The 15,717-nt window shown below is 70.5% G+C and carries 9 protein-coding genes; 6 read left to right on the top strand and 3 right to left on the bottom strand.

Translation table 11 applies throughout. The annotated features are described in order from the left end of the window. Positions 1-92: 92 nt before the first annotated feature. On the top strand, positions 93-1,571 hold the full coding sequence (rpsA, locus tag KSED_RS06340) for a 30S ribosomal protein S1 (RefSeq protein ID WP_015779275.1): 1,479 nt from the start codon (positions 93-95) through the stop codon (positions 1,569-1,571). Between the two features lie 101 nt (positions 1,572-1,672). Beyond that, entirely contained in the window at positions 1,673-2,275 is a 603-nt protein-coding gene (gene coaE, locus KSED_RS06345) for a dephospho-CoA kinase (RefSeq protein ID WP_015779276.1), read from the top strand. Between the two features lie 143 nt (positions 2,276-2,418). Here the strand turns inward: coaE and KSED_RS06350 are convergent, their stop codons facing one another. Continuing rightward, complete coding sequence (locus KSED_RS06350) at positions 2,419-4,230, bottom strand: BCCT family transporter (protein ID WP_015779277.1); 1,812 nt, start codon at positions 4,228-4,230, stop codon at positions 2,419-2,421. Positions 4,231-4,419: 189 nt separating this feature from the next. On the opposite strand from KSED_RS06350, the gene uvrB reads away from it, so the two are divergent. Both uvrB and KSED_RS06360 read left to right on the top strand, forming a co-directional pair. Continuing rightward, complete coding sequence (gene uvrB, locus KSED_RS06355; RefSeq protein ID WP_015779278.1) at positions 4,420-6,537, top strand: excinuclease ABC subunit UvrB; 2,118 nt, start codon at positions 4,420-4,422, stop codon at positions 6,535-6,537. 239 nt (positions 6,538-6,776) lie between these two features. Further along, complete coding sequence (locus KSED_RS06360) at positions 6,777-7,817, top strand: TerC family protein (protein WP_049758383.1); 1,041 nt, start codon at positions 6,777-6,779, stop codon at positions 7,815-7,817. A 133-nt stretch (positions 7,818-7,950) separates the two neighbouring features. On the opposite strand, the gene KSED_RS06365 is transcribed toward KSED_RS06360, so the two are convergent. Next, positions 7,951-8,892 (bottom strand): EamA family transporter, encoded by a 942-nt coding sequence (locus tag KSED_RS06365; RefSeq protein WP_049758385.1) that lies wholly within the window; start codon positions 8,890-8,892, stop codon positions 7,951-7,953. Then, positions 8,889-10,703, bottom strand: a complete 1,815-nt coding sequence (locus KSED_RS06370) for a glycoside hydrolase family 15 protein (RefSeq protein ID WP_015779281.1) — start codon at positions 10,701-10,703, stop codon at positions 8,889-8,891. The genes KSED_RS06365 and KSED_RS06370 overlap by 4 nt, the downstream gene beginning before the upstream one ends. Before the next feature lie 117 nt (positions 10,704-10,820). Between KSED_RS06370 and uvrA the strand changes: the two genes are divergently transcribed. Further along, a complete protein-coding gene (gene uvrA / locus KSED_RS06375) occupies positions 10,821-13,745 on the top strand; it encodes an excinuclease ABC subunit UvrA (protein ID WP_049758387.1) in 2,925 nt (974 codons plus the stop codon). After that, positions 13,745-15,700, top strand: a complete 1,956-nt coding sequence (uvrC, locus tag KSED_RS06380; RefSeq protein WP_015779283.1) for an excinuclease ABC subunit UvrC — start codon at positions 13,745-13,747, stop codon at positions 15,698-15,700. The genes uvrA and uvrC overlap by 1 nt, the downstream gene beginning before the upstream one ends. The last annotated feature ends 17 nt before the right edge of the window (positions 15,701-15,717 follow it).

The following is a 15,717-nucleotide window of genomic DNA, read 5'->3' on the forward strand; positions in this document are numbered from 1 at the left end:
ACGACCGGCGGACCGGACCCCGTGGTGAGCCCACGGGCCGGGTCATTGGTCGCGGGGGCCCCATCCCAACTGTCCATCGGAGTTCCTACTACATGACTTCCACCCCCACCGCTGCTCCTGTTGCCGACTTCGCCTCGCAGGAGGAGCTGCTCGCCGCCATCGACGAGACGATGAAGAACTTCGACGATGGCGACATCGTCGAGGGCACCATCGTCAAGGTCGACCGCGACGAGGTGCTGCTTGACATCGGCTACAAGACCGAGGGCGTCATCCCGTCCCGTGAGCTGTCGATCAAGCACGACATCGACCCCGACGAGGTCGTCGTCGTCGGCGACACCGTCGAGGCCCTGGTCCTCCAGAAGGAGGACAAGGAGGGTCGCCTGATCCTGTCCAAGAAGCGCGCCCAGTACGAGCGCGCCTGGGGCACGATCGAGCAGATCAAGGAGGACGACGGCGTCGTCACCGGTTCGGTCATCGAGGTCGTCAAGGGTGGCCTCATCGTCGACATCGGCCTGCGCGGCTTCCTCCCCGCCTCCCTCGTGGAGATGCGTCGGGTCCGCGACCTCCAGCCCTACGTGGGCCAGGAGATCGAGGCCAAGATCATCGAGCTCGACAAGAACCGCAACAACGTCGTGCTCTCCCGCCGCGCCTGGCTGGAGCAGACCCAGTCCGAGGTGCGCACCTCCTTCCTCAAGGAGCTGCAGCGCGGTCAGGTCCGCCCCGGTGTCGTGTCCTCCATCGTCAACTTCGGTGCCTTCGTGGACCTGGGTGGCGTCGACGGCCTGGTGCACGTCTCCGAGTTGTCCTGGAAGCACATCGACCACCCGGGCGAGGTCGTCGAGGTCGGCCAGGAGGTCACCGTCGAGGTCCTGGACGTCGACATGGACCGCGAGCGCGTCTCCCTGTCGCTCAAGGCGACCCAGGAGGACCCGTGGCAACTCTTCGCCCGGACCCACGCCATCGGCCAGATCGTGCCCGGCAAGGTCACGAAGCTGGTCCCCTTCGGTGCGTTCGTGCGCGTCGAGGACGGCATCGAGGGCCTGGTGCACATCTCCGAGCTGGCCGAGCGCCACGTGGAGCTGCCGGAGCAGGCCGTGCAGGTGGGCCAGGAGGTCTTCGTCCGCGTCATCGACATCGACCTGGAGCGTCGCCGCATCAGCCTCTCGCTGAAGCAGGCCAACCAGGTGGGCACGGACATCGAGGACTTCGACCCGACCCTCTACGGCATGGCCGCCGAGTACGACGAGCAGGGGAACTACAAGTACCCCGAGGGCTTCGACCCGGAGACCAACGAGTGGCTCGAGGGCTACGACGCGCAGCGTGAGGCCTGGGAGAAGGAGTACGCCGAGGCGCACGCCCGCTGGGAGGCCCACCGCGCCCAGATCGAGAAGGCTGCGCAGGAGGACGCCGAGGCCGCCTCGGCTCCGGCTGCGTCGACCTCCTACTCCTCCGGTGGCCCGTCCACCGAGGACACCGGTGCCGACTCCGGCGCGGGTCTGAACATGGGTGAGGGCACGTTGGCCTCCGACGAGGCCCTGGCCGCCCTGCGCGAGAAGCTCACCGGCAACTGAGGTCCGGCGCCCCGGCGCCGCCGAGGCAGGCCAGGAGGCCCCCGTCCCACACTCGTGGGGCGGGGGCCTTCGCCGTGCCCGGCGGTCCTAGGCTGGAGCGCATGACACGCATCGCGCTGACCGGTGGGATCGCCGCCGGCAAGTCCACCGTGGCCCGCCGCCTGGCGGAACTGGGGGCCGCCGTCATCGACGCCGACCTGCTGAGCCGGGAGGTGGTGGCCCCGGGTACCGACGGTCTGGCCGCCGTCCGGGAGCGGTTCGGCCCCGGTGTGATCGGCGCCGACGGGGCGCTGGACCGCCCCGCCCTGGGGGAGCTCGTGTTCTCCGACGAGGGCGCGCGCCGTGACCTGGAGGGCATCATCCACCCCCGCGTGCGCGAGCGGGCGGCCGAGCTGGCCGCCGCGGCCCCCCAGGGCTCGCCGGTGGTCCAGGACATCCCGCTGCTGGTCGAGACCGGACAGGCGGGCGACTTCGACCTCGTGCTGGTGGTGCAGGCGCCCCGGGAGCAGCGGGTGCAGCGGATGGTCGACGACCGGGGGATGACGCCCGAGGAGGCCACGTCCCGCATCGGCGCCCAGGCCAGCGACGCCGAGCGGGCGGCGGTCGCCGACGTGCTGCTGGACAACTCCGGAACCGTCGAGGAGCTGCTCGCCCAGGTGGACCGGGCCTGGCGGGAGCGGGTGCAGCCCGCCGTCGCCGACTGAGGCGCCGCCACCCCCACGACGGCGGCCGCCCGGCAGGACGACGGGGACGGCCGGCGGGACGACGGGGACGGCCGGCGGGCGGTTCGACACGACGAAGGGCCGCCTCCCGGGTGGGAGGCGGCCCCTGGTCACGACCGGGAGGGTCAGGCGCGGGTGGCGCCGTCACCGTCCTCGGCCGCGGGAGTGCGCCGCGGTCCGCCACGCCCCACGAAGGAGGGCTCGGTCCGCGGTCGGGCCCCGCCGTGGGCGAGGGTCTGCACCGTCGCGTCCACGGAATCCCGCAGCATCTCCTCGCGCATCATCTGGTGCTCCAGACGACGCTCGCGGTGGTGCTCGGCCGACAGGGCCCGGACCAGCGCCCAGGCGATGGCCACGAGCAGCAGCAGCACCGGCAGGGCGGTGAGGATCGACATCGTCTGCAGCGCCCCCAGGGCCGCGGCCGGGTCGGCCGTGGCGAGGATGAGGATCGCGGCGATGCTGCCCTCGACCACGGCCCAGAAGATGCGGCTCCAGGTCGGGGGCTCCTGCGAGCCACCGGAGGCGAGCATGTCCACGACGAACGAGCCCGAGTCCGAGCTGGTCACGAAGAAGACGACCACCATCAGCAGCGCGACACCCGCGAGGAACACGCCTCCGGGCAGGTCCTGCAGCATCTGGAACAGGGCCGTGTTGGTGTCCACGGCTCCACCCTCGCCGATGAGGCCGCCACCGCCGAAGATCTCGCGGAAGAGCGCGGTGCCACCCAGGGTGGAGAACCAGAAGAAGCTCAGCAGCGCGGGCACCAGCAGCACGCCGGCCAGGAACTCCGAGACCGTGCGGCCGCGCGAGATGCGGGCGATGAAGATGCCCACGAAGGGCGACCAGCTGATCCACCAGCCCCAGTAGAAGAGGGTCCAGCCACCGAGCCACTCGGTGGCGGCATCACCCTGGAAGGGCATGGTCAGGAAGGACAGGTGGAAGAAGTCCTGCAGGTACTGGCCCAGCGAGAACACGAAGTCCTTCATGATGAAGAGCGTCGGGCCCAGGAACAGGACGGTGAACAGCAGCACCACGGCCAGGCCGAGGTTGAGGTTCGACAGGTAGCGGATGCCCTTGCCCACACCGGTGACGACCGAGATCGTCGCGATCAGCGTGATGACGGCGATGATGCCGACCTGCAGGGCCTTGCTGTTCGGGTCGTCGATGATCCCCAGGTGCGCCATGCCCGCGGAGATCTGCGCGACGCCCAGGCCGAGGGAGGTCGCCACACCGAAGAGCGTGCCGATGATGGCGATGACGTCGATGAGGTCACCGGCAGCACCCTTGACCTTGTTGCCCAGCAGGGGCTCCAGCGCGTAGCGGACCGACACCGGGCGGTTGCGGCGGTGGATGGCGTAGGCCACGCCCAGACCGAGCACCGCGTAGACGGCCCACGGGTGGAGACCCCAGTGGAGGAAGGTCGTGGTCATGGCCTGGCGGGCGGCCTCGGCCGTCTCGGGGGTCACGGCTCCGCCCTCGCCGCCGAGCTCCGGGCTGGGGACCTCGGGGCGCGGGGTGGCGAAGTGCGTGAGCGGCTCGGCCACGCCGTAGAACATCAGGCCGATGCCCATGCCGGCACCGAAGAGCATGGCGAACCAGGAGACCAGGCCGAACTCGGGCTCCTCGTCGTCACGGCCCAGGGTGGTCTTGCCGAGCCGGGAGAAGCCCAGCCAGATGCAGAAGATCACCAGGGCGGAGGTGGTCAGGACGTAGAACCAGCCGAAGGAGCTGACGACCCAGCTGTTCACGGTGCTGATCTGCTCGCTGAACCACTGAGGGAACAGGGCCGTCACCGCGACAAAGCCCACCGCCAGGAGGGCGGCGGGCCAGAAGACGGACTTGCGCAGGCGGCCGTCGGGCTCGGGGATGTTGTCGGCGGTCTTGATGTGTTCCCGCCGGCGTTGCTTCTCGGCGGAGACACCGGGTGGAGCGTTCACGGGGGCGTCCTCTCAGGGTCGGGGGAGGGGTGCGACGGCCGGGGTCGCGCGGCGACGTGCGCCATGCCGGACCCTGGCCCAACACAGCAGGTAAACACACGGTGATGGATCGGGCAAGTTGCGCAACCCGGCGTGACCTGGGCCACCGTCGGCGGGAGGTTGTCGGCGGTCCCGGATAGCGTGCGGGGCATGCGCCCCGTCACCGACCTCCAACGCAGCGTCGCTCCCTTCGAGGTGGTCTCCGAGTACGACCCCGCCGGGGACCAGCCGACCGCGATCGCCGAGCTGACCCGCCGCATCGAGGCGGGGGAGCAGGACGTCGTCCTGCTGGGCGCGACCGGTACCGGCAAGTCGGCGACCACGGCATGGATGATCGAGAAGCTGCAGCGGCCCACCCTCGTGATGGCCCCCAACAAGACGTTGGCCGCCCAGCTGGCCAACGAGTTCCGCGAGCTGCTGCCGAACAACGCGGTCGAGTACTTCGTTTCGTACTACGACTACTACCAACCCGAGGCGTACGTCCCCCAGTCGGACACCTACATCGAGAAGGACTCCTCCATCAACGAGGAGGTCGAGCGGCTGCGGCACAGTGCCACGAACTCGCTGCTCACCCGACGGGACGTGGTCGTGGTGGCGTCGGTGTCCTGCATCTACGGCCTGGGCACCCCGCAGGAGTACGTCGACCGCATGGTGCGCCTGCACGTGGGGCAGGAGATGGACCGCGAGGAGCTCCTGCGCAAGTTCGTCACGATGCAGTACACCCGCAACGACATGGCCTTCCAGCGGGGCACCTTCAGAGTCCGGGGCGACACGGTCGAGATCATCCCGATGTACGAGGAGCTCGCGGTGCGCATCGAGTTCTTCGGCGACGAGATCGAGGCGGTCGCCACCCTGAACCCGCTCACCGGGGAGGTCGTGCGCGACGAGCAGGAGATGTACATCTTCCCGGCCACCCACTACGTCGCCGGGCCGGAGCGCATGGAGAAGGCGATCTCCCGCATCGAGACCGAGCTCGAGCAGCAGCTCGAGCGCTTCGAGCAGCAGGGCAAGCTGCTGGAGGCCCAGCGGCTGCGCATGCGCACCACCTACGACGTCGAGATGATGCGGGAGATGGGCTCGTGCAACGGCATCGAGAACTACTCGCTGCACATCGACGGACGCGAGCCCGGCTCGGCGCCCAACTGCCTGCTCGACTACTTCCCCGAGGACTTCCTGCTGGTGCTCGACGAGTCCCACGTGACGGTCCCGCAGATCGGCGCCATGTTCGAGGGCGACATGTCACGCAAGCGGACCCTGGTGGACCACGGCTTCCGCCTGCCCAGCGCCATGGACAACCGGCCGTTGAAGTGGGAGGAGTTCCTCGAGCGCATCGGCCAGACCGTGTACCTGTCGGCCACGCCGGGGGACTACGAGCTGGCGAAGTCGGACGGCTACGTGGAGCAGATCATCCGGCCCACCGGCCTGGTGGACCCGGAGATCGTCGTCAAGCCCACGCAGGGCCAGATCGACGACCTGCTGGCCGAGATCCGCGAGCGGGCCGAGCGCAACGAGCGGGTCCTGGTCACCACGCTCACCAAGAAGATGGCCGAGGACCTCACCGACTACCTGCTGGAGCGGCAGGTGCGCGTGCGCTACCTGCACAGCGAGGTCGACACCCTGCGCCGCATCGAGCTGCTCAAGGAGCTGCGGCTGGGGGAATACGACGTTCTGGTGGGCATCAACCTGCTGCGCGAGGGCCTGGACCTGCCCGAGGTGTCGCTCGTGAGCATCTTGGACGCGGACAAGCAGGGCTTCCTGCGTTCCAACCGGTCCCTCATCCAGACCATCGGCCGCGCGGCCCGCAACGTCTCCGGCCAGGTGCACATGTACGCGGACAAGGTCACCGAGTCCATGCAGTACGCCATCGACGAGACCAACCGCCGGCGGGCGGTTCAGATCGCGCACAACACCGAGCACGGCATCGACCCGACCCCGCTGCGCAAGAAGATCGGCGACATCACCGAGATGCTCGTGGAGATGCAGGGCCTGGCCGGGACCTGGGAGGGCGCCGAGGACCCCGGACGCCCGACGGGACGCCGGGGGAGGGCCGAGGCCCAGGACGCCGACGTCGCCGCCGACCTGGCGGTGGCCACGGGCGACCGCCCGACCGACATGCCCAGGGCGGAGCTCGCCCAGCTCATCCAGCAGCTCTCGGACCAGATGCACACGGCGGCCAGCCAGCTGCAGTTCGAGCTCGCCGGGCGCCTGCGGGACGAGATCGCCGACCTGCGCAAGGAACTGCGGCAGATGGAGCGCGCCGGAGGGTGACCCTCGCGACACCCCACCGGCGGGGTCGGTCCCGCCCCGGGGCGCGACCGACCCCCTAGAATGTCGTCGACGGAGGGGAGTATCCCCGCGTGAGCTCTCGTCATCACGAAGTGCGGACCTGCCCCTGCGAGGGGACGACAGGGTCGCCCTTCCGGGAGTTCGGCCCACCCGAGGTGGGAGAGACCTCCGGACACTGACCACGAGCCACTGCGGTGGCAGCAACGGAAGGTTCTCCCTCCATGACAGTGCCCATGTGGGTCTGGATCGTCAGCATGGCGCTGACGGTGATCGTCCTGTCCTTCGACGTGTGGTGGGCGATGCGCAACCCCCACGTCCCCTCGCGCAAGGAGACCACCGGCTTCCTGACGGTCTACGTCAGCGCGGCGGTGCTGTTCGGCATCGGCGTGTGGTTCTTCTCCGGGGCCCAGTACGGCACCGAGTTCTTCGCCGGATGGTTGACCGAGTACTCCCTGAGCATCGACAACCTGTTCATCTTCCTCATCATCATGGCCAAGTTCGGCGTGCCGAGGAAGTACCAGCAGGACGCTCTGCTGTGGGGCATCATCATCGCCCTGGTGCTGCGCGCGATCTTCATCGCGGTCGGCGCCACGGCGATCAACGCCTTCTCCTGGGTGTTCTACATCTTCGGTGCCTTCCTCATCTACACGGCCATCAAGCTCTTCCTGGAGGCCATCAACGAGGACGACGACGAGGAGTTCCAGGAGAACAAGTTCATCCAGTTCGTGAAGAAGCACTTCCCGGCGGTCGACGACTGGGAGGGCGGCACCAAGTTCGTGGTGAAGCGCAACGCCAGCAAGTTCATCACCCCGATGCTGCTGACCGTCCTGGCGCTGGGCTCCACCGACCTGCTCTTCGCCCTGGACTCGATCCCGGCCATCTTCGGCCTCACCCAGGAGCCCTACCTGGTGCTGATGGCCAACGTGTTCGCCCTGATGGGGCTGCGCCAGCTGTACTTCCTGCTCGGTGACCTGCTCAAGAAGCTGGTCTACCTGGGCGTGGGCCTCTCGGTGCTGCTGGCCTTCATCGGTGTGAAGCTGATCCTGCACGCAATGCACGAGAACGAGCTGCCCTTCATCAACGGCGGCGAGCACATCGGGTGGGCGCCGGAGATCCCGATCACGGTCTCCCTGGGTGCGATCGTGGTCATCCTGGGCATCACCACCGTGGCCAGCCTCTGGAAGACGCGCAAGGACGAGCGCAACCGTCGCTCCAACGACCGGGGTGGCAACTCCCTCCAGAGCAGCGACCAGCGCGGCTGACACCCGGGCGGTGCGGCTCCCGCACCGCCCAGCGGACGGGCCGATGAGGCCCCCGTTCCCCCAGCAGGGGGAACGGGGGCCTCATCGTGCCGCTCCCCATGGTGGGGAGCGAAGGCCTCGTCGTGCCCGGGGTTCAGTCGGACTGCGCGGTCGCGGCGGTGTCGTTCCCCGGCTCGGCACGGCGGCGGGGGCGGGGGCGGGCCATGATCACCACGCTGGCCAGCACCACCAGCGAGACGCCGAGCACCTGCAGCGGCTCCATCCACTGGCCCAGCACCACCACGCCGGCCCCGGCAGCGGCGGCCGGCTCGAGGCTGAGCAGCACCCCGAAGACGCCGGGAGTGAGTCGTCGCAGGGCCACCAGCTCCAGGCTGTACGGGATGGCGGAGGAGGCGAGCGCCACCAGGAGGCCCACGACCAGCAGCTCCGGCTCCAGCAGCCGCGAGCCGGCGGACCAGACACCCAGCGGTGCCATCACCACGGCTCCCAGCAGCATGGCCAGCGCGATGCCGTCCAGGCCGGCGAAGCGCTGACCCACCCGCGCGCTGGTCAGGATGTATCCGCACCAGCACGCGCCGGCGAGGGCCGCCAGGAGTGCTCCGAGGGGGTCCACGGCCTCGCCCCCGGCCAGCAGGCGCCACCCCCCGCTCACCAGCACCACGCCGGCGGCGGCGGCCAGCACGGCCAGCAGGTCACGCCGGCTGCGTGAGAGCACGGCCGACATGAGCAGCGGCCCGGTGAACTCGATGGTGACGGCCACACCGATGTCCAGGCGGGTCAGGGAGCCGTAGAAGAAGGCGTTCATGAGGGTCAGCGCCGCGGCGAAGACGAGCACCGCCCGCCAGTCGCCGGCCGTCCGACCGCTCAGGCGGGGGCGCGTGACCAGGGCCAGCAGCACACCGGCTATGACCAAGCGCAGGGCCGTGGTGCCCAGCACCCCCAGCGAGGGCAGCAGCGTCGCCGCGAAGGCCCCGCCGACCTGCACGCTGAGCACCGCCACGACCACCAGCGCCACCGGCCCGTACTCTGTGGTCCCCCGGGGCCGCAGCGGGAGGATCGGGGTGGGCGTGCTCATGCCGCGCGCAGGGCCCGGGCTGCCAGGACGACGCCGATGTGGCTGAAGGCCTGGGGGAAGTTGCCCATCATCGTGTCACTGAGGGGGTCGTACTCCTCGGCGAGCAGCCCGAGGTCGTTGGCCACCCCCACCAACCGCGCCATCAGCGCGTCGGCCTCCCCGCGCTGCCCCGCGGCGGCCAGGGCGATCACGAGCCAGAAGTTGCAGATGAGGAAGGGGTGCTCCTCTCCTTGCAGGCCGTCGACCCCGGTCTCGGTGCGGTAGCGCAGCACCAGCCCGTCCACGCCGAGGTCCTCCTGGACGGCCCGGATGGTTGCCAGCACGCGGGGGTCGTCGGCCGGGAGGAACCCGACCATCGGCAGCATGAGCAGGGCGGCGTCCACCTCGTCGGTCTCGTAGTGCTGGCGGAAGCTGTGGCGCTCCTGGCTCCAGCCGCGGTCCAGCACTTCGTCGCGGACCTCGTCGCGCAGGCGGCGCCAGGTCTCCACGGGGCCGGGCAGGCCGTGGTCCTCCACCCCCTTCACCGCGGCGTCGAAGGCCGCCCACACCATCACTCGGGAGTGCGTGAAGTGCTGCCGCGGTCCACGGATCTCCCACAGCCCGTTGTCCGGCTCCTGCCAGTGGGCGGCGAGGTGGTTCACGAGGGCGACCTGGAGGGCCCAGCTGGCGCCACTCTCCTCGAGCCCCGCCCTGCGGGCCTGCTCGAGGCAGTACATGACCTCCCCGAGGACGTCGGTCTGCACCTGGTCGAAGGCGCCGTTGCCGATCCGCACCGGGGTGGACCCCGCGTGCCCGGGGAGGTGGTCCAGCTCGTGCTCCGTCAGCCGCCGCCGCCCGTCGATGCCGTACATGATCTGCAGGTCCTCGGGGTCCCCGGCCACGGCGCGCAGCAGCCAGGTGCGCCAGGCCTCCACCTCGTCCAGGGCACCGCACGCCAGCAGCGCCTCGACGGTGAAGGCGGCGTCCCGCAGCCACGTATACCGGTAGTCCCAGTTGCGCTCGCCGCCGATCGTCTCCGGGAGGCTGGTGGTGGGGGCTGCCACGATGCCGCCGGTCTCGTCGTGTGTGAGGCCGCGCAGCACCTGGACCGACCGGCGGACGGCCGGGGCCCAGGCCCCCTCCTCGGCGAGCGGGCCGAGGCAGCCCATCCAGCGCCGGGACTCCTCGACGGTCTCGCGCAACGCGCGGGAGGCGTCGAGGGCGGGCGGGACATCCCGCCACGCCGGTACCCAGGTGAGACTGAAGCAGAGCTCGTCGCCCTCCGCCAGCTCGATGACCTCGCGATGGTGGGAGCCCTCGGCGGTGGGCAGGCGGTCCCCGTGCAGCACCACCTTGTCCGGGCCGGCCACGGCCACCAGCACCTCGCGCCCACGCGGGTCGTGGTCACGACGCACCCACGGCCGGACCGCGCCGTAGGCCATCCGGACCGTCCACGTGTGGTCGAGGGTGACCCTCCCGGCCGTGCACCTCACCGTGCGGATGAGGTCCGCCCGTTCCCCGTGGAGGGGCATGAACTCGGTCAGCTCGAGCGTGCCGGTGGCGCCCGCGTGCTCCACGGCGTGCTCGGTGCGTAGCACCAGCGAGTCCGGGAGGTACTGCCGCTGGCTGCGGGTGATCCCCCTGGGCCGCAGCATCCACTCGCCGTGGTCGGGCGTCCCCAGCAGGGAGGTCAGCACCGCCTCGGAGTCGAAGCGGGGGAGGCACAGCCAGTCGACCCGGCCGTCGCTGGTCACCAGCGCAGCGGTCCGCGCGTCGGAGAGCAGCGCGTGGTCGGCGATGGGGGCCTGGGTGCTGGGGGAGGGCTGGCTCATGGAGCCACCCTAGGTGCATGCCCGGGGCGCTGGGGGCTCGGCGCGGCAGGGAATGGACCGCATCCCGGGGAGGTTGTCACCGGGCGTCCCTAGACTGGACGCGACCCCCGGCAGCAGATGGTGAGGACCCCCCTGGTGAGCACGCAGAAGGCACCCAGCCGCGACCGCATCGTGGTGCGTGGAGCCCGCGAGAACAACCTGAAGAACGTCTCGGTGGACTTCCCCCGCAACGCGCTGGTGGCGTTCACCGGGCTGTCCGGGTCGGGCAAGTCCTCGCTCGCGTTCGACACCATCTTCGCCGAGGGCCAGCGTCGGTACATGGAGTCGCTGTCGTCCTACGCCCGCCAGTTCCTCGGACAGATGGACAAGCCGCAGGTCGAGTTCATCGAGGGCCTCTCGCCGGCGGTGGCGATCGACCAGAAGTCGACCAGCCGCAACCCCCGCTCGACGGTGGGCACGATCACCGAGGTGCACGACTACCTGCGCCTGCTGTTCGCCCGCGCCGGCGTGCTGCACTGCCCGGTCTGCGGTGAGGTCGTGGCGCGGCAGACCACCCAGCAGATCGTGGACCAGCTGGCCGCGGTGCCGGAGGGCACCCGCTTCCAGGTCCTCGCCCCGGTGGTGCGGGGGCGCAAGGGCGAGCACGTGGAGCTCTTCTCCGAGCTGCAGACCAGCGGCTTCGCCCGGGCCCGCGTCGACGGCGAGACGGTGCAGCTCTCCGACCCGCCGAAGCTCGCGAAGACCTACAAGCACACCATCGAGGTGGTGGTCGACCGTCTCAAGGCCAAGCAGGTCGACGGTGAGCCGGACCGCCGCTTCATCACCCGCCTGACCGATTCGGTGGAGACCGCCCTGAAGCTTGCCGAGGGCCGGCTGGTCGTCGACTACGTCGACGTCGACGCCGAGGGCGACGAGAGCGGCCTGCCACCGGAGCGCGTGCTGTCCGAGCACCTCGCGTGCCCGAACGAGCACCCCATCGGCATCGAGGAGATCGAGCCGCGCACGTTCTCCTTCAACGCGCCCTTCGGCGCCTGCCCCACCTGCCACGGCATCGGCACCGAGCTCGAGGTCGACCCCGACCTGCTGGTCCCGGACGAGGAGCTGAGCCTCAACGAGGGCGCGGTCACGCTGTGGGCCCAGGGCAAGAAGATGGCCGACTACCACCGTCGTGTGGTCGAGGCGCTCTCGCAGGAGCTCGCGTTCGACATGGACACCCCCTGGCGCGCGCTGCCCCAGCGCGCCCGCCAGGCGATCCTCTTCGGCCACGAGCACAAGGTGCACGTGCGCTACCGCAACCGGTTCGGTCGCGAACGCAACTACTCCACCGGCTTCGAGGGCGCGGTCACCCAGGTCAAGCGCCTGCACGCGGACACCGAGTCCGACCAGATGCGGGAGCGCTACCAGCAGCTGATGCGGCAGATCCCCTGCCCGGACTGCCAGGGCGCGCGCCTGCGTCCCGAGGTGCTCGCGGTCCGCATCGACGGCATCAACATCGCCGAGCTGTCTCGCCTCTCCATCGCCGAGGCCGCCCGCTTCCTGGACCAGATGGAGCTCTCCGAGCAGCAGGCGCGCATCGCGGCGCAGGTGCTCAAGGAGATCCAGGCCCGGCTCGGGTTCCTGCTCGACGTCGGGCTGGACTACCTCACGCTGGACCGCGCCGCGGGCTCACTCTCCGGCGGGGAGGCCCAGCGCATCCGCCTCGCGACGCAGATCGGCGCGGGCCTGGTGGGCGTCCTGTACGTGCTGGACGAGCCCTCCATCGGCCTGCACCAGCGCGACAACCAGCGCCTCATCGACACCCTCACGCGCCTGCGTGACCTCGGGAACACCCTGGTGGTCGTCGAGCACGACGAGGACACGATCCGCACGTCCGACTGGGTCATCGACATCGGGCCGGGCGCCGGGGAGCACGGGGGAGAGGTCGTCTACTCCGGCGAGGTCGAGGGCCTGCTGGAGAGCGACTCCATCACCGGTGACTACCTCGCCGGCCGGCGCGCGCTGGAGACCCCGAGTGTCCGCCGACCGGGCAACGGCCACCACGTGGAGGTGCGCGGCGCCTCGGAGAACAACCTGCACGACGTGGACGTGCGCTTCCCGCTGGGTACGTTCACCTGCATCACCGGGGTGTCCGGCTCGGGCAAGTCCACCCTGGTCAACGACATCCTCTACACGACGCTGGCCAACCGGCTGAACGGTGCGCGCCGCATCCCCGGGCGCCACCGCACCATCAAGGGGCTGGAGCACCTGGACAAGGTGGTGCACGTCGACCAGAGCCCCATCGGGCGCACCCCGCGGTCGAACCCGGCCACCTACACCGGGGTCTTCGACAAGGTGCGCTCGCTCTTCGCCGACACCGAGGAGGCCAAGGTCCGCGGGTACGGGCCCGGCCGCTTCAGCTTCAACGTCAAGGGCGGGCGCTGCGAGGCGTGCTCGGGTGACGGCACCCTGCGCATCGAGATGAACTTCCTGCCCGACGTGTACGTGCCCTGCGAGGAGTGCCACGGCGCGCGCTACAACCGCGACACCCTCGAGGTCCACTTCAAGGGCCGGACCATCGCCGACGTGCTGGCCATGTCCATCGAGGAGGCGCTGGAGTTCTTCGGGGCCATCGGGTCCATCTCCCGGCACCTGCAGACCCTGGTGGACGTGGGCCTGGGCTACGTCCGGCTGGGGCAGCCCGCCACCACGCTCAGCGGTGGTGAGGCGCAGCGGGTGAAGCTGGCGGCCGAGCTGCAGAAGCGCTCCAGCGGCCGGACGGTCTACGTCCTCGACGAGCCGACCACCGGGCTGCACTTCGAGGACGTCCGGCGCCTGCTGGACGTGCTGCAGTCGCTGGCGGACAAGGGCAACACCGTGCTGGTGATCGAGCACAACCTCGACGTCATCCGCAGCGCGGACCACATCATCGACATGGGCCCCGAGGGCGGTGACAAGGGCGGCACCGTCGTGGCCACCGGCACCCCGGAGGAGGTCGCCGCGGTGCCCGAGAGCCACACCGGCCGCTACCTCTCCCAGGTGCTCTCGGTGTCCGCCGCGTCCTGATGGCCGATCCCGCCAGCTACCGCCCCCGCCCCGGGGAGATCCCGACCTCTCCGGGGGTGTACCGCTTCCGCGACACCCACGGCCGCGTCATCTACGTGGGCAAGGCCAAGTCGCTGCGCTCCCGGCTGAGCTCGTACTTCCAGAACCCCGCCCAGCTGCACCCCCGCACCCGGCAGATGGTGAACACCGGGGCGTCGGTCGAGTGGACCGTCGTCAACACCGAGGTCGAGGCGCTGCAGCTCGAGTACGCCTGGATCAAGGAGTTCGACCCCCGGTTCAACGTCAAGTACCGGGACGACAAGTCCTACCCCTACCTCGCCGTCACCTGGGCCGAGGAGGTCCCGCGGGCGATGGTGATGCGGGGGGCCAAGCGCAAGGGCAACCGGTACTACGGACCCTTCGCCCAGGCCTGGGCCATCCGCGAGACGCTCGACCTGGCCACGCGCGTGTTCCCCATCCGCACCTGCAGCAAGGGGGTCTACAACCGTGCTGCGGCGGCCGGGCGGCCGTGCCTGCTGGGGTACATCGACAAGTGCTCGGCGCCCTGCGTCGGCGCGGTCACCCCCGAGCAGCACCGGGAGATCGTGAACGACTTCTGCCGCTTCATGTCCGGCGACACGGCGGGTCTGCTGCGCGACCTGCGGGGCCGTATGGAGCAGGCCGCGGCGGACCTGGACTTCGAGAACGCCGCCCGCCTGCGCGACGACCTGGGCGCGTTGGAGAAGGTGCTGGAGAAGTCCGCCGTGGTGTTCAACGAGACGGTGGACGCCGATCTCTTCGGCATCGCGGACGACGAGCTGGAGGCCGCGGTGCAGGTCTTCCACGTGCGGGGTGGGCGCATCCGTGGCCAGCGCGGTTGGGTGGTCGACAAGGAGGACCACCCCACCGCCGAGGCCATCGAGCACCTCCTGCGCCAGTTCTACGGCACCGGCGACGAGGAGATCCCCCGCGAGGTCCTGGTGTCGACCGACCCCACCGACCACGAGGTCCTCACCGAGTGGCTCACCTCGATGCGGGGCTCACAGGTCACCATCCGCACGCCGGAGCGCGGCGACAAGGCCACCCTGCTGCGCACCGTCATCCGCAACGCCGAGGAGTCCCTGGCCCGGCACAAGATGAGCCGCGCCGGGGACCTGACGGCGCGATCGGCCGCGCTGGCAGAGCTCGAGGAGGCGCTCGGCCTCGCCGAGGCGCCCCTGCGGATCGAGTGCTACGACATCTCCCACACGCAGGGGGAGAACTCCGTCGGCTCGATGGTGGTCTTCGAGGACGGACTGCCTCGCAAGTCCGAGTACCGGCGTTTCATCGTGCGCGAGCCCGCCGACGACACCCGCGCGATGGCGGAGGTCCTCACCCGCCGCTTCCGCCACGGCACCAGCTCGCCGGAGGGGGACGACCTGTCCGACGGGCCGCGGCAGGGTGCGTCCGACGAGGCCGGCGACTCGACCTCACCGCGGCCCGCCAAGCGCTTCGCCTACCCGCCGCAGCTGATCGTGGTGGACGGTGGCCTGCCGCAGGTGAACTCCGCGCGGGCGGCCCTCGATGCCGCGGGCGCCGAGGACATCGCCGTGGTGGGTCTGGCCAAGCGGCTGGAGGAGGTGTGGGTCCCCGGGGACGACTTCCCGTTGGTGCTGCCCCGCAGCAGCGACGCCCTGTTCCTGCTGCAGCGCCTGCGCGACGAGGCCCACCGGTTCGCCATCACCTTCCACCGGCAACGGCGGTCCAAGGCCATGACCGCCAGCGAGCTCGACACCGTCCCCGGCCTGGGCCCGGCCCGCCGCCGGGCCCTGCTGGAGGCCTTCGGCACGGTCCGCGCCATCCGCGCGGCCACCCCCGAGGAGCTCGCGGCGGTGCCGGGCATCGGGCCGGGTCTGGCCCGGACCGTGCAGGAGCACCTGTCCGGTTCGACGGCCGCGCCCGCGGTGAACGTCACCACGGGCGAGGTGCTGGACTGACGGCTGCCAGAATGGCC

It is taken from the genome of Kytococcus sedentarius DSM 20547 (genome assembly GCF_000023925.1).
Lineage (GTDB): Bacteria > Actinomycetota > Actinomycetes > Actinomycetales > Dermatophilaceae > Kytococcus > Kytococcus sedentarius.